Here is a 19,397-nt window from a genome sequence, read left to right on the forward strand (position 1 = left end):
TCACCGTCGGGAGGGCAGGGTTGCGCCTTGCCCCCTGGCGGCGATTTCCGCCCTGTGCCGCTCCATCCTCTCGCCTTCGAAGGGACGCCCCAAGCCGGCCAATTCGCGCGCGATCCGCTGCGCGTCTCGATGAAAACCCGATCATTGGACATTAGTGTCTAGACGCGTTCCTGAATCACCGATACGCTTCGTCGCAAATCTGTTCGGGAGGGTCGGATGAAATCCCATTACCGCGTCGTGGTGATCGGTGGCGGCGTCGTGGGCGCCTCGGTGCTCTATCACCTCGCCAAGTTCGGCTGGACGGATGTCTGCCTGATCGAGCGGTCGGTGCTGACCGCAGGATCCAGCTGGCATGCCGCGGGCGGATTTCATGCGCTGAACGCGGATCCGAACATCGCGGCATTGCAGGCCTACACGATCGATCTGCTGAGCGAGATCGAGAAGGAATCCGGGCAGTCCGTCGGCATGCACATGACCGGCGGCATGACGCTGGCCGGCACGCCGGATCGCTGGGAATGGCTGCAGTCCGCCTACCGCACCTTCCAGTCGATCGGGATCGAGGATGTCCGCCTGATCACGCCCGAGGAAGCAGGCGAGCTTTGCCCCGTGATGTCGACGGACGGGATCCTCGGCGGCATGTGGGCTGATCGCGAGGGTTATGTCGACACGACCGGAACGGTTCATGCCTACGCCGGCGCCGCCAAGAAGCGCGGCGCCGAGGTGATCGAGCACAACCGGGTGCTCGAGTTGTACCAGACCGCCGAGGGCTGGCAGGTCGTGACCGAGAAGGGCACGGTGAGCTGCGAGCATGTCGTCAATGCCGGCGGCCTCTGGGCCAAGCAGGTGGGGCGCATGGCCGGGATCGAACTGCCCGTCAGCCCGCTCGCGCACCACTACCTGCTGACCGAGACGATCCCGGAGGTCGCAGATCTCGACCGCGAGCTGCCCCTGGTCGTCGACCTCGAAGGCTTCACCTACATGCGGCAGGACCAGAAGGGGATGCTTCTGGGGATCTACGAGATCGACCATCAGCACTGGATGATGGACGGCGCACCGTGGAACTACGGCTTCGAGCTCCTGCAGGAGGATCTGGATCGGATCGCGAACGAGCTGACGCTCGGCTTCCAGCGCTATCCGGTCCTTCAGGAGGCCGGTGTGCGCAACTGGGTCAACGGCGCATTCACCTTCTCGCCCGACGGCAACCCGCTGGTCGGGCCGGTGCGGGGCAAGCGTGGCTACTGGTGCGCCTGCGCGGTGATGGCCGGGTTCCTGCAGGGCGGCGGCGTGGGCAAGTCGCTGGCTGAATGGATGATCCATGGCGAGCCCGAGGCCGACGTCTTCGGCATGGACGTGGCGCGCTACGGCCCTTACGCCGAGAACCGCGAATACATCCGGCAGACGACGGGGCAGTTCTACACCCGGCGCTTCGTCATGACTTACCCGAACGAGCAGCTGCCTGCCGGACGGCCGCTGAAGATGGCTCCGGCGCATGACGCGATGACGGCTGCTGGCTGCCGCTGGGGCGTCAGCTGGGGACTGGAGGTGCCGCTCTACTTCGCGCCCTCGCCCGAGTTCCAGGAGAAGCCGACGCTGAAGCGTTCGAACGCCTTCGACATCGTGGGCGCCGAGTGCCGCGCCGTCCGCGAGAGCGTCGGGCTCCTCGACATTTCCGGCTTCTCGCGGTTCGAGGTCTCCGGACCCGGTGCAAAGGCGTGGCTCGACCACCTCATGGCCTCGAGGCTGCCCGGCCCCGGCCGAGCCCGCCTCGCGCCGATGCTGAGCGAGACCGGCAAGCTCAAGGGTGACCTCACGGTCTTCAACTGGGGCGACGGAACCTGGTGGATCATGGGAAGCTACTACCTGCGCGAATGGCACATGCGCTGGTTCCACGATCACATGCATGAGGGTGTCGACCTGCGCGACCTGTCCGACGACATCGTCGGCTTCAGCCTGGCAGGTCCCAACTCGCGCAAGGTGCTCGAAAAGCTGACGGCCGATCCGATCGCCGAGCTTCCATTCATGGGATGCGGAAGCTTCGACATCGGCCTGATCCGCGCCCGGGTCGGACGGCTGTCGGTCGCGGGCGAGCTTGGCTACGAGATCCACTGCCATGCCACCGAACAGGTTGCGTTGCGCCGCGCGCTGCTCGAGGCTGGAGCCGAGTTCGGCATCCGCGAATACGGCTTCAATGCGCTGCTGAGCCTGAGGCTCGAGAAGAGCTTCGGTATCTGGTCGGCCGAGTTCACGCAGGGCTACACTCCCGCAATGACGGGGATGGATCGCTGGATCGCATGGGGCAAGGGCGACTTCGTCGGGCGCGAAGCCGCACTGGCCGAGCGCGAGGCCGGCGGCGCCCGCCAGGTCGTGGTGACATTGGAGGTCGATGCCGCGGACGCGGACGCCAGCGGTTTCGAGCCGGTGTGGTGGAACGCCACGCGCGTCGGCTTCGTCACCTCGGGCGGCTACGGCCATACGCTCGGCAAGTCCCTGGCGATGGCGATGGTCGACCGCGACGCCGCGCAGGTCGGCACCGAGCTTGCCGTCCATGTCGTGGGCGTCGAGAGTGCGGCGCGGGTGATCGCCCCCTCGCCCTATGATCCGGACGGCAAGGCGATGAGGCTCTGATGCATCGGGAGGGGCGGACGCGCACGGGACGGCGGCGCCCTTCCGGCGGGGCGGCTGAGCCCCGCTCCGCCCGCTCGGTCAATTACCGCCAGCTGCGCAATCCCTTCCCGCAGATGGCGGTCTTCTCCGCGGACCGGATCGCCGCCATCCACGATGCCGCGCTTTCCGTGCTCGAGGGTCTCGGGATCAGGGTGCTCCTGCCCGAGGCGCGTGCAGTCTTCCGCGCTGCGGGCGCGCGCGTCGACGACGAGACCGGCATGGTTCATCTCGGCCGCGAGATCGTGGAAGCCGCGCTTGCCTCGGCGCCGACCTCGATCACCTGCCGCGCCGGCACACGGTCGCGCGACGTTGTGCTCGAGCCCGGCAGCCTGGTGTTCCAGCCCGGCGCCGGCGCGCCGCATGCCACCGATCTCGCGCGCGGCCGCCGTCCCGGCACCGGCCGAGACTTCCGCGAGCTTGTGCAGATCACCCAAGCCTTCGACGTGCTGCACATGGTGCCGCCACTGGTCGAGCCGCAGGACATCGCGACCAGCCTGCGCCACTACTTCACGATGGAGGCCCAGCTGACGCTCAGCGACAAGCTGCCCTTCATCTATTCCCGCGGCACGCCGCAGGTGATGGACTGCTTCGAGATGGTGCGCGATTTCCGTGGGCTCTCGGACGAGGCGTTCCAGTCGGAAAGCCACTGCTACACGATCATCAACACGAATTCGCCGCGGCAGCTCGATATTCCGATGTCGCAAGGCCTGATCGACTTTGCGCGGTATGGCCAGGTCTCGATCGTCACGCCGTTCACCCTGATGGGCGCCATGGCCCCGATCACGGTCGCAGGCGCCTTGACGCTCAGCCATGCCGAGGCGCTGGCCGCCATCGCCTTGACGCAGCTCGTGCGGCCGGGCGCGCCGGTCTGCTACGGCACCTTCACCTCGAACGTCGACATGCGATCGGGCGCCCCCGCCTTCGGCACGCCCGAGCATTTCAAGGCCTCGCTGGCTGCTGGACAGCTCGCCCGGCATATCGGGCTTCCATGGCGCTGCGCCAGCGGTTCGGCGGCGAACATCAATGACACCCAGGCAGCGCACGAGACCCAGTTCGCACTCTGGGGCTGCCTGTTGGCGGGAGCGACCGTGATCATCCACGCGGCGGGCTGGCTCGAGGGCGGGCTTACGGTTTCCTACGAAAAGCTCATTACCGATCTGGAAGTCCTTCAGATGGTCGCCGAGCTTTGCGCCGTGACGCCGGCAGGCGAGGGTGAACTCGCGCTCGACGCGTTGGCCGAGGTGCCCCCCGGCGGACACTTCTTCGGTGCCGCCCACACCATGGCCCGCTACCAGACCGAATTCTACGAGCCGCTGGTGGCCGACTGGTCGAATTTCGGCACATGGGCCGAGCGCGGGTCGCGCGACAGCAATTCCCGCGCGACCGCGATCTGGAAGGAGATCGTCGCCACCGATGCACGCCCCCAGGCCGATGCCGACCGGGTGGGACGCCTTCACGACTTCATCGCGCGCCGCAGTGCGGATGGCGGCGCGCCACCGGAGAGCTGAGATGTCGAGACGATCCGATCCGGTGCTTCATCGCGACGACCCGAGCAAGGAGCCGCTTGTCGGCCACGTGAAGGTCACCCGCGAGGACTGGCTGAACGTCGCCCGCGCCATTCTCGTCGGCGACGGCGTGGCTGAGGTCAAGATCCTGCCGATCAGCGAGCGGCTCGGCGTGTCTCGCTCCAGCTTCTACTGGTATTTCAAGAACCGCGAGGACCTTTTGGGCGCCCTGCTCGAGGACTGGGCGCGAAGGAACACCAGCACGCTGGTGGCGCATTGCGGTATGCCGGCGGCCACGATCACGGGCGCGGTGTGCAACTTCTTCCGCTGCTTCCTTGCGCCGGACCTGTTTGATCCCGGGCTGGATTTCGCAGTGCGGGAATGGGCGCGCCGGGACGCCGCGGTCCGGGAGATCATCGACCGGGCGGACAAGGATCGGCTGGCGGCGGTCAGGGAGATGTTCGCGCGCCACGGCTACGACCCGTTCGACGCCGATGTCCGGGCGCGCATCCTCTATTTCATGCAGCTCGGCTATCACGCGCTTGAGCAGGCCGAGCCGATGGCCGAGCGGCTTGGGCGCCTCGAAGGCTATCTCGAGGGCTTTACCGGCCACGCTCCGGCGCCTGGCGAGTGCGATGCCCTGCGGGTGTTCGCGAAGGAAGAAGCCGGATCATGACGCGTCGATACTCAGCCCTTTCCCTTTTTCGTGAAGGGCTTGGCGGTCACCGTGGCTGGCAGCCTGCCTGGCGCAAGGCCGATCCTCGTCCGGCTTACGACGCGATCATCGTCGGTGGCGGCGGCCACGGCCTCGCGACCGCGTATTACTTGGCGAAGAACCACGGCATCACGCGTGTGGCGGTGCTGGAGCGTGGGTGGGTCGGCGGCGGTAACACGGGCCGGAATACCACCGTCGTCCGCTCGAACTATTTCTACCCGGAGAGCGTCGCTCTCTACGATCTGGCGCTGCGGCTCTACGAAGGGCTGAGCCGCGAGCTCAACTACAACATCATGCTCAGCCAGCGCGGCATGCTGATCGCCGCGCACACGCCGATGCAGATGGAGATCTGCACCCGCATCGCCAACGCCATGCAGCTCAACGGCGTGGATGGCGCGCTGATGAGCGCCGAGGAGGCGATGCGCCGCGTGCCCCTGCTTAACCGGAGCGAGGACGCGCGCTACCGCTGCATGGGCGGTATCTGGCAAGGCCGGGCCGGAGTGGCGCGGCATGACGCGGTCGCCTGGGCATATGCCCGCGCGGCAAGCGGCCTTGGCATCGACATCATCGAGAATTGCGCCGTCACCGACCTGCTGATCGAGGGTGGCCGCGTGACAGGTGTCGAGACCTCGCGCGGCACGATCCGGGCCGAGCGCGTGGGCCTCGCCGCCGCCGGCGCAACGCCGGGCTTGGCGGCGCGCGCGGGCGTGACGCTGCCGATCCACACATATGCGTTGCAGGCTTTCGTGTCGGAACCGGTTAAGCCATGTCTCGACACGGTGCTTCTTTACCTGGGAACCGGAACCTACGTGTCGCAGTCCGACAAGGGCGAGCTCGTGGTCGGAGGCGGTCTCGACCGTGTCCCGACGCATGGCCAGCGCGGCAACCTGCCGGCGCAGGAGACCGTGCTCTCGGGGCTTCTCGAGATGTTTCCGGCCTTCGGCCAGCTGAAGCTTCTGCGCCAGTGGGCCGGCGTGGTCGACGTGGTGCCCGACAGCTCGCCGGTGATCGGGCCGACAGCCGTTGAAGGGCTCTATCTCAACTGCGGATGGGGCACCGGGGGGTTCAAGGCAATCCCGGCTGGCGGCTGGCTCCTGGCGCATCTTCTGGCCCGGGGCGAGCATCACGAGATCAGTCGCCCCTTTGGCCTCGACCGCTTCGTGACGGGCCGCCTCATCGACGAGGCGGCCGGTTCTGGCATCGCGCACTAGGAGGGATCGGCATGCAACGGTTCCAATGCCCCTTCTGCGGGCTTCGCGACGAGACCGAGTTCCACTTCGCCACCGAGGCCGGCAAGTCCCGGCCCGAGCCGGCCGAGGAGGTCACCGATGCAGAATGGGCAGCGTATCTGCATCTCAACGACGCTTTGAAGGGCCAGGCGCGCGAGGTCTGGGTGCATCTGACCTGTGGCGAATACTTTCTCATGACCCGCGATACGCTGACCCGTGAAGTGAGCGGTTCCGAGGCCCTGCCGGGGCGGGCATCATGAGCGGCTGGCGGCACCCGACAGCCGGTCGCGTCAACCGCGAGCGCCCGGCGGGCTTTCACTTCGACGGGATCGCGCTGACGGGGTTCGAGGGCGACACGCTTGCCTCCGCGCTGCTCGCCTCGGGAACGCGGGTGCTGGGCCGGAGCTTCAAGTATCACCGCCCGCGCGGCCTCTGGGGCATGGGGGGCGAGGAGCCGAACGCGATCCTCGACGTTACCCGCGATGGCGTCACCATGCCAAATGTCCGCGCGACGACCGAGCTGCTCGAGGACGGCATGGCGCTCTCGTCGGTCAATGCCGCGCCTGATGCGGCGCACGACCGGTATCGGCTGCTCGATCGGCTCCAGCGGTTCCTGCCGGCCGGCTTCTACTACAAGACCTTCATGCGTCCCGGGTGGATGACCTGGGAGCCGATGATCCGCAGGATGGCGGGCCTCGGTCGGATCGACCCGGCCAATTGTCCTCCGGCCGATTGCCCGCGGATCAACGCGCAATGCGATCTTCTGATCATCGGCGCGGGCCCCGCCGGCCTTGCCGCCGCCCGCGCTGCTGCCCGCAAGGGGCGGGCGGTCTGGCTGGTCGACGAGGCGCCCGAGCCGGGCGGCAGCCTGCGGTGGCGCGGTGGCTTTATCGATGGCGCGGACTGGCGCGAATTCGTCGACGCAGTGCAGGCTGAGGTTCTCGCGGCCGGAGGCCGGGTGCTTGCACGCACGACGCTTTGGGGCGCCTTCGACCACGGTCTGTTCGCGGCGTGGGAGCGCAGGACCGGCCTGCCTGACGTGCACTGGCGCATCCGTGCCGGCGAGGTAATCCTGGCGGCGGGAGCCATCGAGCGACCGCTCTGGTTCGCGAACAATGATCTGCCGGGCGTGATGTCGGCCGAAGCCGCCTTGCACCACCTGGTTCTTTATGGCGCTGTCGCCGGCCGGCGCATCGTGCTCGCGACCGGCGGGGACGCGAGCTATCCGGTAGCCGCCGCTCTTGCCGAGGCTGGTGCCGAGGTGACGCTCACCGACATCCGACCCGAGGGTCCCGACGCGCCGGAAGGCGTCCGGGTCGTCCGCGCGGCCCGGCTCACCGCCGCCCGGGGCGGCCGGGAGGTCCGGTGCGCGGTGATCGACGGCGAGGCGTGGGAGGCAGACACGGTCCTCACGTCGGGCGGCTACACGCCTTCGGTTCACCTCTACTGCCAGGCCGGTGGCAAGCTCGACTGGGATGACGTGCGCGATGCGCTGGTGCCGCGCCGGGGAACCGCTCCGATCATGGTCGCCGGCGCTGCCAGTGGCAGCTTCGGGCTGTCCGCGGCATTAGCCGAGGGGCATGCCGCCGCAGGCGGCGAAGGCCCGGCGCCACGTCCCGAGGGGGATGCTCCTTGGGGCGTCACACCGATGAGGCCCGATCCGGCGCTGCCAGGGCGCCAGTGGATTGATCTGCAGAACGACGTCACACTCAAGGATGTGGGCCTGGCAGCACGCGAGGGCTTCACCTCGGTCGAGCATCTCAAGCGCTACACCACGCTGGGAATGGCGACCGACCAGGGGCGCACCTCGAACTTCGCGGGGCTTGCCGCGATGGCGGCGCTGACCGCGCGCAGCATCCCCGAGACCGGTACGACGACCTATCGGCCTCCGTTCACACCTGTGCCTCTCGCGGTGATTGCCGGGCGCCGCAGGGGCGCGCTGTTCAACCCGCTCAAGCGTCTGCCGCTCGAGCCCGAGCATCGTGCAGCCGGCGCGCGCTTCCGCGAGTACGGCGGCTGGCTGCGCCCGGCGGTCTACGGAACCGGCGACGAGTCGACGCTGGCCGTCGACGAAGCCCGGACCGCGCGCCAGAGCGTGGGCATCTTCGACGCCTCCCCACTCGGCAAGATCGAGGTGATCGGGCCCGGCGCGCCCGAACTTCTCGATTTCGCCAATTACGTGCGCATGTCGACCTTGCGGCCCGGGCGCGCGCGCTACGGGTTCATGCTGGCGGAAAGCGGCGTCGTCTATGACGATGGGGTGGTGCTGCGGCTGGCCGAGGACCGCTTCATCGTCTCGGCCTCCTCCAGCCACGTCGCGGGCGTGCTCCTGCGGCTCGAGGATGCGCGCCAGGACAGGTTCGACCCGTCCAGGGTCGTTCTGCATGATGTCACCGCCCATTGGGTCACGCTGACCGTCACGGGACCGCGCGCCCGCGACCTGCTCGATGAGGCGGAGATCGCGGTGCCCGAGATGCCGCATATGGGCGTGGCCGAAACCACCGAGGCGGGCCATCCGATGCGCATCGCGCGCGTCAGCTTCACCGGCGATCTGAGCTATGAGGTATCGGTGCCGGCGCGCCATTCGGACGACCTGCGCAACCGGCTGGATCGTGCGCGCGGCGCGGTGGGGGGGCGCTGGATCGGGCTAGAAGCCGTCATGATCCTGCGCGCCGAGAAGGGCTACATCCTCGTTGGCAAGGATACCGACGGCCTGACGATGCCGCACGATTTGGGCTGGGGAGCGCAGCGCGAGCGGCGCCGTGACGAGTACCTGGGCAAACGCTCGCTCTTTACGCCCGAAGGGTGCAGGGAGGGGCGCCGGCAACTGGTGGGAATCGCCGTGTCCGACGGCGATGCGCCGCTGGCGGCGGGGGCACATCTGGTGCCGCTCGACGGGCCGCGCCGCTCGCTTGGCTTCGTGACGTCGAGCTACCGAAGCCCCGGTCTCGACCGTCCGATCGCACTGGCGCTCCTGGAAGACGGCCGGGCACGGATCGGAGACAGGATCGGTTGCTTCCACATGGGCGAGGTGCGGGCCGCTGTCGTCGCTCCGGCCTGTGCCTTCGATCCGGAGGGACATCGCCTTGATGGATGAGATGAGCTGGCCCGACACCATACCCTCGCCGGGCGCGACACTTGACCTCGGCGGCGTTCAGGCCGCCTGCCTCGCTCCGGGCCACGCCGTTCTGGTCTCGGGGAATCTCGGCGCCGCGCTTGCCGAACTCGCGCCCGGGGCACGGATGGTCGGCCTCGGTGGTGACATCGGTGGCGGGGCTTTCGCGCTGCGCATTGCCCGGGATCGGGCGCTGCTTGTTGCCCCGACGCCCTTCGAAATTGCAGACGGGTGGCAAGCGGCAGATTACGGAGTGAGCCGCGCGGGCGACGCCTTTTGCCCGATCAGTCTCGTCGGAGAGAGAGCCGGGCAAGTCATCGCCCAGGGCACCGCGTGCGACCTTAAAGGCAACTCGCCCTCGGCCGCACTGATCTTCGCCGGGCAGTTCGCATTGCTCGCCCGCGACGGCGCTGCGTTCATGCTGTGGGTCGAGCGTCCCATGCTGGCCTATGTCTGGGACTGGATCGGGCAAGCCGGCAAGGACTGAGCGGCTGACGGTTGCTGGCAGTCCCGTTTGAGGCCTCAGGTGGCGGGGCGGCGGGCTCACTCGTGGTCGGGGATACCCAGACGCGCGGTATTCCCCCACAGCTCCTCCACCCGCCGGTCGCGCCCGCACGACCATCGGTAGAAGCGGTACTGGAACGGGCTCTTCTGGTAGTAGTCCTGGTGGTATTCCTCGGCCGGGAAGAAGGACCCAGCGTCCTCGATCGGCGTGACGATCTCCTGACCGAGCTCGGTCTGCGTCACCTGTTTCGACGCCTCGGCGGCGCGGCGCTGCTCGGCATCGAGGACGAAGACCGCGGTCGTGTACGACACCCCGCGGTCGCAGAACTGGCCGCCGCGGTCAGTCGGGTCGACCGAATGCCAGAACGCAGTCAGCAGCTCGTCATAGGAAACCTGCCGGGGATCGTAGGTAATCATGACCGCCTCGCGATGGCCGGTTCCGCCGGCGGAGACCTCTGCGTAGCTCGGGTTCTCGGTCAAGCCGCCCGTGAAGCCCGAGACCGTCGCGAGCACGCCCGGTATCCGGTCGAAATCGGACTCGACGCACCAGAAGCATCCTCCGGCAAAGACGGCGGTGGCGGTTTCCTGTGCCGTCACCGCGAGCGGCGCCGTGCCAATCGCCAATGCAACGAGCAGATATCGGATCATTCTGGGCCTCCCATCCGGCCCATCAAAGATAACCCTCGCCCCGGGATCCGCGATACCGCGCGGCTCACAAGCACGTTATTGCGCGACCGTACTCTTCTTCGGTCACATGCCACCCTTTGGCGTGGCGAGACGGCACTCGGCCAACTTCGCGATCCGGCGCAGATCCCGCGGAAAGAGGGAGGTGACACCCCAACCGTGGTGGCAGTCGCGGTGCGTCGTTGCAGCCAAGACGGCTACGGCATCAGTCGGGGCGGGGCCGTGACGCCGAAGATTTCTGTCTCGGCATTTGCAAGCGGATATGGCGCGCACGCACCGGCGTGCGGGTGTGGGGCCGGCGAGCGCGGGAAGCGCCGACGGTCCCGGACCATCTGCGCAACGTCGAGAATATCCTTCTCGGTCACCGCATCGCTGGCCATGAGAAGACGGATGATGGGCTCTCGGACAATCTCATCCAGTGTCGGCTTTGCTGCGCGCAGGGCAGGCGATCCGGACCCGGTCGCACAGCCGGCATCCGTCCACCCGTCAAACATGCGGAAGTTTGCGGAGGCCGCGCTCGACATCTCGTCTCCATCGGAAAAATTGCGCGAACGTCGCGCGCCATCGCATCCACGCGGCATCGCGGCGGAGTATCGCCTACCAAGTCTTCAAATTCATGACGATCGTTGATTGACCCGCAGGAACGGCCCCGCCACCGAAACTGCGGGACATGCCGGCCGTTTCGTATCGCGACGTCCTACAATTGAGAGGTCGCCGTCCCGGTTGTTCCTGCCGCTGACACATCGCGCGAGCGGCTCGCCGAATACTGGCGTGCGACATGGCTATACGTCGCCTGCGCATTCTCCTGAAGCTGGCCAAGGGCATCCAGCATCTCGCGATGATGTTGGACAGCTTTCAGGTACGCGGTGTGGGACATGTAGTCGTGGCGCCGAGGGGCCGCTTTGAGCAGCACGTCGGACGCATCCTTCAGCATTTCGGACAAGAACCGCCAGTCACGACCGAGGTATGGGCCATACGACCCGTCCTTGTGGAGTGTTGGGCGCAGCATTGTCGGCCTCTCGGAAGTCTGAGTTTCGACACGGCAATTGTGGGTAAGTTATCGGGCGCCAAGCTCGATGCAAGCCCTGCGGGGCGCGACGGACCGTTTGGATGATCCGGTGTCGTCACGACTTTCTCCGGCAATGAGTGTGGCGCACCGGATGCACCACGTCTCGCGTGTGGAACGCAGCACGATCACCATCGCACCGCTCTGGCCATCGAACCGGCATGAAAGCGTCACAGAACTCGGTTAGGCCAAAACCGTGACCGATCCGGAGGCCAGCATGAATGTCTGCCTTGAGACGACGGAGGCGGGGACCGTGTGCGGACAGCCGGCGCTAGATGGCGGCAGCATGTGCTGGCTGTGCGAGCGTCGGCGTATCGCGGCGAGGCAGCCTCGTGAAATGGATGGCGCTCGGGTCTATTTCGTCGTTCCTTCGCGGCTTCCGGCACCTCAGGACTGGCGGCGCGCCCGCGGTGACGCACTGGTCTCAAGGTTTCCCGTTGACCGCACCGAGCATCGCGGCTGACAACTCATCCGGCATTGTCGTTGCTGCCAGTGGACGTGGGCGACGTGCGGCACCGAGGCCGACAATAAACGTGCCCGAGTGACGGGAGGTGATCATGAGCACGACTGGAAACGGTTCCGATGGCATGGACTGGCTCGAAGCGGAGCTGGCAGATACGCTCGACGAGGATTACGAACTCGAGCTGTCCGAACCCGCCCTTTCGCTCGAGATCCGGAAGATCTACCGGAAATCGCACCCCGACATCATCGATCGGCGTGTCTATTTCCGAGAGCTCCTCACCCTGCAGTCTGAGCTGATCAAGCTTCAGGACTGGGTCGCCCACAGCAAGGAGAAGATCGTGGTGATCTTCGAAGGGCGCGACTCGGCCGGCAAGGGCGGGGTGATCAAGCGGATCACCCAGCGCCTCAATCCGCGGATCTGCCGCGTCGTCGCGCTGCCCGCACCGAGCGACCGAGAACAGACCCAGTGGTATTTCCAGCGCTACGTGCCGCATCTGCCGGCCGGCGGCGAAATCGTGCTCTTCGACCGATCCTGGTACAACCGCGCCGGTGTCGAGAAGGTGATGGGCTTCGCGACCAAGGACCAGATCGAGCAGTTCTTCGAGGATGTTCCCGGCTTCGAGCGCTCGCTCGTCCGCTCCGGCATCCGGTTGATCAAGTACTGGTTCTCGATCACCGACGAGGAGCAGCAGATGCGCTTCCTCATGCGCATTCACGATCCGCTCAAGCAGTGGAAGCTGAGCCCCATGGACCTTCAAAGCCGGGTCCGCTGGGAACAGTACACCAAGGCCAAGGAGGAGATGTTCGCCCGGACGAACATCCCCGAGGCGCCATGGTACATCGTCGAGGGCAATGACAAGAAGCGCGCGCGTCTGAACTGCATTCACCACCTCCTGCAGCAGATCCCGTACGGCGACGTTCCGCACGAGGAGATCCGACTGCCCGACCGCGTCTTCAACCCCGATTACGAACGCAAGGTGCTGCCGAGCGAGCTCTACGTTCCACAGAAATACTGAGTTCGAGCGCACCGCCATATTGGTGCGGCCAAGGTCGTCAGGTGCGCATTTGCATCGCTCGGCGTCGATCGACGGCGGGCAGCGATTCAATCATCTCGGTAATCCTCGGCGCTTCTCCCCAGAATCGGTGGATAACCTTGTGGGTAGTCGCTCCGGTGGCACGCGTTTATCATTGAACTGACATGAGCCTTAACTGATTGCTCAAATTTCGGGCAGGACATGCGCGCCCATTCCATCGCGTGCGCTGTCAATCCGTGAAACCGACGCGACCGCAATTTGATCAGGTCTGTGTGATCCGGATCCAGACCGGTACGTTGTGACAGCTCTGCCGGGATCGGTTACGGGTATAGAGCGGCGCGGCCTGTCTGATCGTTCAACCCGTCGCTCCGCGGGCGGGAAGCCGGGAAGAAACCGGCACCGAGAGGGAGGTGAAACGATGAACGGGCCCAGGGACGAATTCTACCAGCGTGACAGGACGTGGCATCCTCCGGCCTTTTCGCGTGACTACAAGACCAGTGTCGCGCGCTCGCCCAGCTTGCCTCTGCTCTCGCTCGAGCAGTCGATGTCCGAGATCACAGGGCCGACCTTCGGGCATTCGGACCTCGGGCCGCTCGATAACGACCTGATCCGGAACTACGCCCATGGCGGCGAGGCAATCGGCGAGCGCATCATCGTGCATGGACGCGTTGTCGACGAGAACGGGCGCGGCGTGCCGAACACCTTGGTCGAGGTCTGGCAGGCCAATGCCGGCGGGCGTTACCGACACAGGAAGGACACCTACCTCGCGCCCATCGATCCGAACTTTGGCGGATGCGGCCGGATGCTGACGGACGGGAACGGGTATTATTTCTTCCGAACCGTGAAGCCCGGCGCCTATCCCTGGCGCAACTGGATCAACAACTGGCGGCCGGCGCATATTCATGTCTCGGTCTTCGGGTCGGGCTTCGCGCAACGGCTGATCACCCAGATGTATTTCGAGGGCGACCCCCTGATCGCGCAGTGCCCGATCGTCAACACGATCCCCGATCCGCGCGCGATCGAGCAGCTGATCGCACCCCTCGACATGAACGCGGCCGTGCCGCTCGACAGTCTTGCCTACAAGTTCGACATCGTCTTGCGCGGCCGGCGCTCGACGTTGTTCGAGAACCGGCTGGAGGGGAACTGAGCGATGACGCAGAAGCTCGACCGCCTCAAGGAGACGCCCTCGCAGACTGCGGGACCCTATGTCCATATCGGCCTCGCGCCCGGTGCCGCGGGCTTCGAGATCTTCGACCAAGAGCTCGGCCGGGACATCGCGGGGCCGAACGCCAGGGGCGAGCGCATCCGCATCGAGGGCACCGTCTATGACGGGACCGGAGCGCCGGTGAAGGACGTGCTGATCGAGACCTGGCAGGCGAACGCCGACGGCATCCACCCCCATCCCGCCGACCCCCGCGCATCCGAGGTCGAGGCGGGCTTCCGCGGCTGGGGCCGGATCATCTCGGACTTCGACACCGGCGCCTTCGTGATCGAGACGGTGAAACCCGGCGCGGTGACGGGCCGCAACGGACGGATCATGGCGCCCCATATCTCGCTTTGGGTCGTGGCGCGAGGCGTCAATGTCGGGCTCCAGACCCGCCTCTACTTCGCCGACGAGGCCGAGGCGAACGCAGCCGACCCGGTGCTCGGCTTCATCGAGCAGGTCCATCGTCGCGAGACGCTGGTTGCCGAAAGGACCGCCGACGGCGTCTACAAATTTGACATCCGCCTGCAGGGCGAGCGTGAAACCGTGTTCTTCGACATCTGAGGAGGCCGCCATGAGCGAGAAAGCCAAGCCCTGCATCATCTGCGTTGCGATCACCGGCTCGGTGCCAAAGAAGGCGGACAACCCCGCTGTTCCGATAACGATCTCCGAACAAGTGGAGTCCACGCAGGAAGCCTTCGAGGCAGGGGCGTCGATCGCGCATTGTCATGTGCGCAACGACGACGAGAGCCCGACCTCGGATCCCGAGAAGTTCGCGCGGCTCAAGGAGGGATTGGAGAAGCACTGCCCCGGCATGATCGTCCAGTTCTCGACCGGCGGGCGCTCGGGCGCGGGGCAGGCGCGTGGCGGGATGTTGCCGTTGAGGCCCGACATGGCCTCGCTGACCGTGGGGTCGAACAACTTCCCGACACGGGTCTACGAGAACCCGCCCGATCTCGTCGACTGGCTCGCCGCCGAGATGCGCGCGCACGAGGTCAAGCCCGAGATCGAGGCTTTCGACCTGAGCCACATCTTCCAGGCGGTTGCGATGAACAAGGACGGGCGGATCCCGGGGCAGCTCTACGTGCAGTTCGTGATGGGGGTGAAGAACGCCATGCCCGTCGACCGCGAGGTCTTCGATTTCTACGTCCACACGGTCAGGCGCCTCGCGCCGGATGCCGAGTGGTGCGCGGCCGGGATCGGGCGACACCAGATCACGCTCAACGAATGGTGCATCGCCGAAGGCGGCCATTGCCGCACCGGGCTCGAGGACAACGTCCGCCTCGACCGCGACCACCTCGCCCCGTCCAATGCCGCTCTGGTCGAGCGCGTCGTCGAGCTTTGTGAGCGGCATGGCCGCCCCGTCGCCACGACTGCTCAGGCGCGGCAGATCCTCGGTCTGCGACCGGCGGCCTGAGGCGAGATGACCGGCGTTTTCGACGATCCGATCTTCGCGGGGCTCTTCGGAGACCCCGAGGTCGCGGCCCACCTGACGCCCGAGGCCGAGATCGCGGCGATGATCCGCTTCGAGGTCGCGCTGGCGATCGTCGAGGCGCGGCTCGGGATCATTCCGTCCGAGGCCGGCGATGCCATCGCGGCTGCCCTGCCTGGGGTCGCCGTCGAGCCCGCCGATCTGGCGGCGGGGACGCGATCGGCCGGCGTGCCCGTTCCCGCTCTCGTCGCGGCGCTGCGCGAGGCAGCCGGCGCGCCGCATGGGGCCTTCATCCACTGGGGGGCGACCTCGCAGGATGTCTGGGATACCGGCTTCGTCCTTCGGCTGGTGCCGATCCTCGGCATTCTGGAGCGGCGGCTCGTGGCGCTCGTCGGCCGGCTGGGAGACGCCGCGCGGACGCATGCCCGCCTGCCGATGGCGGGCCGCACGCGCAGCCAGGTCGCGACGCCAACAACGCTGGGCCTTCGGATCGCGGGCTGGGTCGCGCCCCTCGGCCGCTGCCTCGACCGGCTGGCCGAGATGCGGTCGCGCGTGCTCGCGGTGCAACTGGGCGGCGCCTCGGGCAATCTTTCCATCCTTGGCGCCCGGGCGCCCGAGGCGATGGATCTGCTCGCCGACGAGCTGGGTCTCGCCCGGGTTGCCAAGCCCTGGGGCACCGAGCGCGATGGTCTTGTCGAGCTTTCCAACTGGCTCGCGATGGTGTCGGGGCTGCTTGCGCGCATGGCCGGGGACCTTGTCATCCTCGGCCGCACCGAGATCGGCGAGCTCTTCGCCGGCGAGGGCGGCGGATCATCGACGATGCCGCAGAAGGCGAACCCCGTTCTGCCCGAGGCGCTGATCGCGCTTGGGCGCTTCAACGCCGGGCAGGCCGGCGTCATGGCGGGCACGCTGTTTCACCTCGAGGATCGCGACGGGACTGCCTGGATGACCGAATGGAGCGTCCTGCCGCAGATGCTGGTTGCGACAGGTGCGGGACTCGCCCATGCAAATGAGCTTGCCGCGAGCCTGCGTCCCTGCGCCGAGCGGATGGCGGCGACGATGGAAGTGGCGGGTGGCGCGATCCACGCCGAAGCACTCGCCTTTGCCCTTGCCCGCGCGATGCCGTTGCCCGAGGCACAGGCCATGCTCAAGCGCGCCGCACGGTCCCAGGCCCAGCATGGCGGCAGCCTGCGGGACCATCTTTCGCCGCTCTGCGCCGCCAGGGGCGTCGAGATGCCCGTGACCGACGCGACCGATGCCATCGACAATGCTGAGCGCCTGGTCGAGCGCCTCCTGGCCGGCCTGGCGCCGTCAGCCGGCGCGCGGGACGAGTAGAAGCGGCAGAGGGCACATGCCCTCCGCCATCCTGACGTCCCGTACACCGAGCCTCAGCGGCCGGAGAAGCGCGGCTGGCGCTTCTCAAGCAGGGCGTCGACCGCCTCGCCGTGATCTTCGGTCTGGTGGCACGCGCCCTGATAGGCGGCCGCGAGCTCGAGGATCGTGTCGAGGCGGGTGTTCAGCCCCTCGCGCAGCAGCCGCTTGGCCATGCGGAGCTGGCGCGGCGGATTGCGCGCGATCCGGGCGGCCAGCCGACGCGCCTCGGGCAGGAGCTCGCCGGGCTCGACCACGCGGCTGACCAGGCCCCAGGCCAGCGCCGTCTCGGCGTCCACAGGGTCGGCGGTGAAGGTCATCTCGGCGGCACGGCTGAGGCCGACCTGCCGCGGCAGCAGCCAGGCACCGCCATCGCCCGAGATCAACCCCACATTGACAAAGTTCTCGGCGAAAGTCGCCGCGGTCGAGGCGATCCGGATGTCGCACAGGCAGGTCGTGTCGCAGCCCGCGCCATAGGATGGCCCGTTGACTGCGGCGATCAGCGGTACCTCGCATTCCCACATGGCACGGGCGACGCGCTGGATGCCCTTGCGGTAGCCGTCCTTCACCGAGACGGCGTCGCCCGCGAAGGTGCCGTGCTTCTCCTTCATGTGCTTGAGGTTGCCGCCCGAGGAGAAGGCCTTGCCCGCGCCGGTGACGATCGCGCAGCGCACCGTCTGGTCCGCATTGATCCGGCCCATCGCCTCGACGATCGCGTCGCAGAGGTCGTGGTCGGTCAGCGCGTTGCGCGTCTCGGGCATGTTGAAAGTGAGCGTGACGACATGCCCGTCCTGCTCGTAAAGAAGTTTCTCGGCCATCGTTGATCCTCTCTTACGCGGCGGCGGGGGCGTGTGCGGCGAGAAGCTCGCGCTTCAGCACCTTCCCGCTCGGGTTCATCGGCAGGGCGTCCATGAAGACGTAGCGCTTCGGGCGCTTGTAGGGCGCGAGGTCGTCGCTCGCCTTGCAGAAGGCATCGACCGTCTCCGCCGCGAGATCGGGGTCGCTCGCGACGATGAAGGCCGCGACGATTTGGCCCCATTTCTCGTCGGGGATGCCGACGACTGCGGCCTCCTGCACGCCCGGGCAGCGGTAGAGGATCTCCTCGACCTCGCGCGGATAGATGTTCTCGCCGCCCGAGACGATCATGTCGTCGGCGCGACCATGGAAGAAGTAGAAGCCGTCCGCGTCCTTCGAGAACAGGTCGCCCGTGTAGATCCAGCCCGCCTTCAGCTTCTTTTGCGTCTCGAAGGGCTTGTTCCAGTAGCCCTGCATGGCTTGCGGACCGCGCACGATCAGCTGCCCGATATCGCCGGCCCCGACGGTTTCCGAAGGCGGCACCTCTCGGGCGGGGTCATTTGCAATCACGCGGGCTTCGGTGATGAGCGTGGGCTTGCCACAGGAGCCCAGCTTGGCCAGCGCGTCCTCGGGGTGGAGGATGAGCGTCAGCGAGGCTTCGGTCATGCCGTAGCCGTTGAAGATGCCGGGGCAGAACTCGGCGATCACGCGCTCCATCGTGGCCGAGGAGATCGCCGCGCCGCCGGTGGTGATCAATCGCAGGCTCTTGACCTCGTAGTCGTTGAAACGGGGATGGAACAGCATCTCCTGGATCTGCGTCGGCACGGCGAAAAGGGTGGTGATCTTCTCGGTCTGGATCACCTCGAGCGTCTTCTCGGCCTCGTAGCGGCCCAGCACGACATTGGTGCCGCCGACCATCAGGTGCGGCATGAAGAAGGCCTGCATCCCGCCCACATGGTAGAGCGGCGCGATATGGAGCGCGTTGTCGAGGTGGTTGAGGCCGTATTCCATCACGCAGTTCATCGCGATGGCGAGGTCGTTTGCGTGGGTGTGGATCACGCCCTTGGGGCGGCCCGTGGTGCCCGAGGTGTAGACCAGCGCCGAGATGTCGTTGCCGTCCGGCGCGGGGCGCGGCTCGTCGCGATCGACGGTCTCCTCGGCCAGCGTGTCGAAATGGTGGTGCCCCTCGGGGATGTTTTCCTTGTCGTAGGCGCAGCCGATGAAGTCGTGGACCGATTTCACCTGTGCCTGCACCTTCAGCGCGTTCTCGGTCAGGTTGCGGCCGTAGACGAGCACGCGGGCGCCCGAATCCGAGATGATGTAGGCGGCCTCGCCGGGGCTGAGGCGGAAGTTGAGCGGGACCGCCACCGCGCCGAGCACCTGGCAGGCGAAATAGGTCGTGACCGAGTTCTCGGAGGTCGAGACGTAGAACGCGACCCGGTCGCCCGGCCGGACCCCGAGATCCGAGAGCGCCTGTGCAAAGCGCCGGATCCGGGCGTGCCACTGGGTGTAGGTCCAGCGGCGGTCCTCGAAGATCAGCGCGGTGTGATCGGGATAGCGTTCGACCGAGGCTTCGAGCAGACGTGCGATATGCATCGCTTTGGTCCCTTGGACTGT

The 19,397-nt window shown here is 67.0% G+C and carries 17 protein-coding genes; 12 read left to right on the forward strand and 5 right to left on the reverse strand.

The annotated features are described in order from the left end of the window. The first annotated feature begins 216 nt into the window (after positions 1 to 216). Genes H0I76_RS10135 through H0I76_RS10165 form a run of 7 tightly spaced genes read left to right on the forward strand, consistent with a single transcriptional unit; the run spans position 217 to position 9,715 of the window. Positions 217 to 2,625 carry a GcvT family protein gene (locus tag H0I76_RS10135; RefSeq protein WP_200609756.1) on the forward strand — a complete coding sequence of 803 codons (2,409 nt, stop codon included), beginning with the start codon at positions 217 to 219 and terminating at the stop codon, positions 2,623 to 2,625. Next, positions 2,625 to 4,172 (forward strand): trimethylamine methyltransferase family protein, encoded by a 1,548-nt coding sequence (locus tag H0I76_RS10140; protein WP_200609757.1) that lies wholly within the window; start codon positions 2,625 to 2,627, stop codon positions 4,170 to 4,172. Before H0I76_RS10135 ends, H0I76_RS10140 begins: the two co-directional genes overlap by 1 nt. Before the next feature lies 1 nt (position 4,173). Continuing rightward, the gene (locus tag H0I76_RS10145; RefSeq protein ID WP_200609758.1) at positions 4,174 to 4,845 is read left to right on the forward strand and encodes a TetR/AcrR family transcriptional regulator; all 672 of its coding nucleotides are present in this window, start codon (positions 4,174 to 4,176) and stop codon (positions 4,843 to 4,845) included. Next, on the forward strand, positions 4,842 to 6,095 hold the full coding sequence (locus H0I76_RS10150) for a sarcosine oxidase subunit beta family protein (protein ID WP_200609759.1): 1,254 nt from the start codon (positions 4,842 to 4,844) through the stop codon (positions 6,093 to 6,095). Before H0I76_RS10145 ends, H0I76_RS10150 begins: the two co-directional genes overlap by 4 nt. An 11-nt stretch (positions 6,096 to 6,106) precedes the next feature. Continuing rightward, on the forward strand, positions 6,107 to 6,373 hold the full coding sequence (locus H0I76_RS10155) for a sarcosine oxidase subunit delta (RefSeq protein ID WP_200609760.1): 267 nt from the start codon (positions 6,107 to 6,109) through the stop codon (positions 6,371 to 6,373). Beyond that, on the forward strand, positions 6,370 to 9,210 hold the full coding sequence (locus H0I76_RS10160; protein WP_200609761.1) for a 2Fe-2S iron-sulfur cluster-binding protein: 2,841 nt from the start codon (positions 6,370 to 6,372) through the stop codon (positions 9,208 to 9,210). Before H0I76_RS10155 ends, H0I76_RS10160 begins: the two co-directional genes overlap by 4 nt. Continuing rightward, positions 9,203 to 9,715 (forward strand): hypothetical protein, encoded by a 513-nt coding sequence (locus H0I76_RS10165; RefSeq protein ID WP_200609762.1) that lies wholly within the window; start codon positions 9,203 to 9,205, stop codon positions 9,713 to 9,715. The genes H0I76_RS10160 and H0I76_RS10165 overlap by 8 nt, the downstream gene beginning before the upstream one ends. 56 nt (positions 9,716 to 9,771) lie before the next feature. Here H0I76_RS10165 and msrA read toward each other — a convergent pair whose 3' ends face one another. The 3 genes from msrA to H0I76_RS10180 all read right to left on the reverse strand — a co-directional run bounded on the left by msrA (position 9,772) and on the right by H0I76_RS10180 (position 11,425). Further along, positions 9,772 to 10,380, reverse strand: coding sequence for a peptide-methionine (S)-S-oxide reductase MsrA (gene msrA / locus H0I76_RS10170; protein WP_200609763.1), 609 nt, complete (start codon positions 10,378 to 10,380; stop codon positions 9,772 to 9,774). 233 nt (positions 10,381 to 10,613) lie between these two features. Next, a complete protein-coding gene (locus H0I76_RS10175; RefSeq protein WP_200609764.1) occupies positions 10,614 to 10,940 on the reverse strand; it encodes a hypothetical protein in 327 nt (108 codons plus the stop codon). A 173-nt stretch (positions 10,941 to 11,113) separates the two neighbouring features. After that, on the reverse strand, positions 11,114 to 11,425 hold the full coding sequence (locus H0I76_RS10180; RefSeq protein ID WP_200609765.1) for a hypothetical protein: 312 nt from the start codon (positions 11,423 to 11,425) through the stop codon (positions 11,114 to 11,116). 614 nt (positions 11,426 to 12,039) lie between these two features. Here H0I76_RS10180 and ppk2 point away from each other — a divergent pair. The 5 genes from ppk2 (at position 12,040) to H0I76_RS10205 (ending at position 16,949) form a co-directional block, all read left to right on the forward strand. Then, positions 12,040 to 12,960, forward strand: coding sequence for a polyphosphate kinase 2 (gene ppk2 / locus H0I76_RS10185; protein ID WP_234455250.1), 921 nt, complete (start codon positions 12,040 to 12,042; stop codon positions 12,958 to 12,960). A 436-nt stretch (positions 12,961 to 13,396) separates the two neighbouring features. Continuing rightward, positions 13,397 to 14,125 (forward strand): protocatechuate 3,4-dioxygenase subunit beta, encoded by a 729-nt coding sequence (gene pcaH, locus H0I76_RS10190; protein WP_200609766.1) that lies wholly within the window; start codon positions 13,397 to 13,399, stop codon positions 14,123 to 14,125. 3 nt (positions 14,126 to 14,128) lie between these two features. Further along, positions 14,129 to 14,746: a protocatechuate 3,4-dioxygenase subunit alpha gene (pcaG, locus tag H0I76_RS10195; RefSeq protein ID WP_200609767.1), complete on the forward strand. Its 618-nt coding sequence runs from the start codon at positions 14,129 to 14,131 to the stop codon at positions 14,744 to 14,746. 10 nt (positions 14,747 to 14,756) lie between these two features. Then, complete coding sequence (locus H0I76_RS10200) at positions 14,757 to 15,599, forward strand: BKACE family enzyme (RefSeq protein ID WP_200609768.1); 843 nt, start codon at positions 14,757 to 14,759, stop codon at positions 15,597 to 15,599. Positions 15,600 to 15,605: 6 nt separating this feature from the next. Further along, positions 15,606 to 16,949 (forward strand): lyase family protein, encoded by a 1,344-nt coding sequence (locus H0I76_RS10205; RefSeq protein ID WP_200609769.1) that lies wholly within the window; start codon positions 15,606 to 15,608, stop codon positions 16,947 to 16,949. A gap of 53 nt (positions 16,950 to 17,002) precedes the next feature. On the opposite strand, the gene H0I76_RS10210 is transcribed toward H0I76_RS10205, so the two are convergent. Continuing rightward, positions 17,003 to 17,803 carry a crotonase/enoyl-CoA hydratase family protein gene (locus H0I76_RS10210; protein WP_200609770.1) on the reverse strand — a complete coding sequence of 267 codons (801 nt, stop codon included), beginning with the start codon at positions 17,801 to 17,803 and terminating at the stop codon, positions 17,003 to 17,005. A gap of 13 nt (positions 17,804 to 17,816) precedes the next feature. Further along, positions 17,817 to 19,376, reverse strand: coding sequence for a class I adenylate-forming enzyme family protein (locus H0I76_RS10215; RefSeq protein ID WP_200609771.1), 1,560 nt, complete (start codon positions 19,374 to 19,376; stop codon positions 17,817 to 17,819). Positions 19,377 to 19,397: the final 21 nt, after the last annotated feature.

The organism is Thermohalobaculum xanthum (assembly GCF_016623495.1).
In the GTDB taxonomy this organism is placed as follows: Bacteria; Pseudomonadota; Alphaproteobacteria; order Rhodobacterales; family Rhodobacteraceae; genus Thermohalobaculum; species Thermohalobaculum xanthum.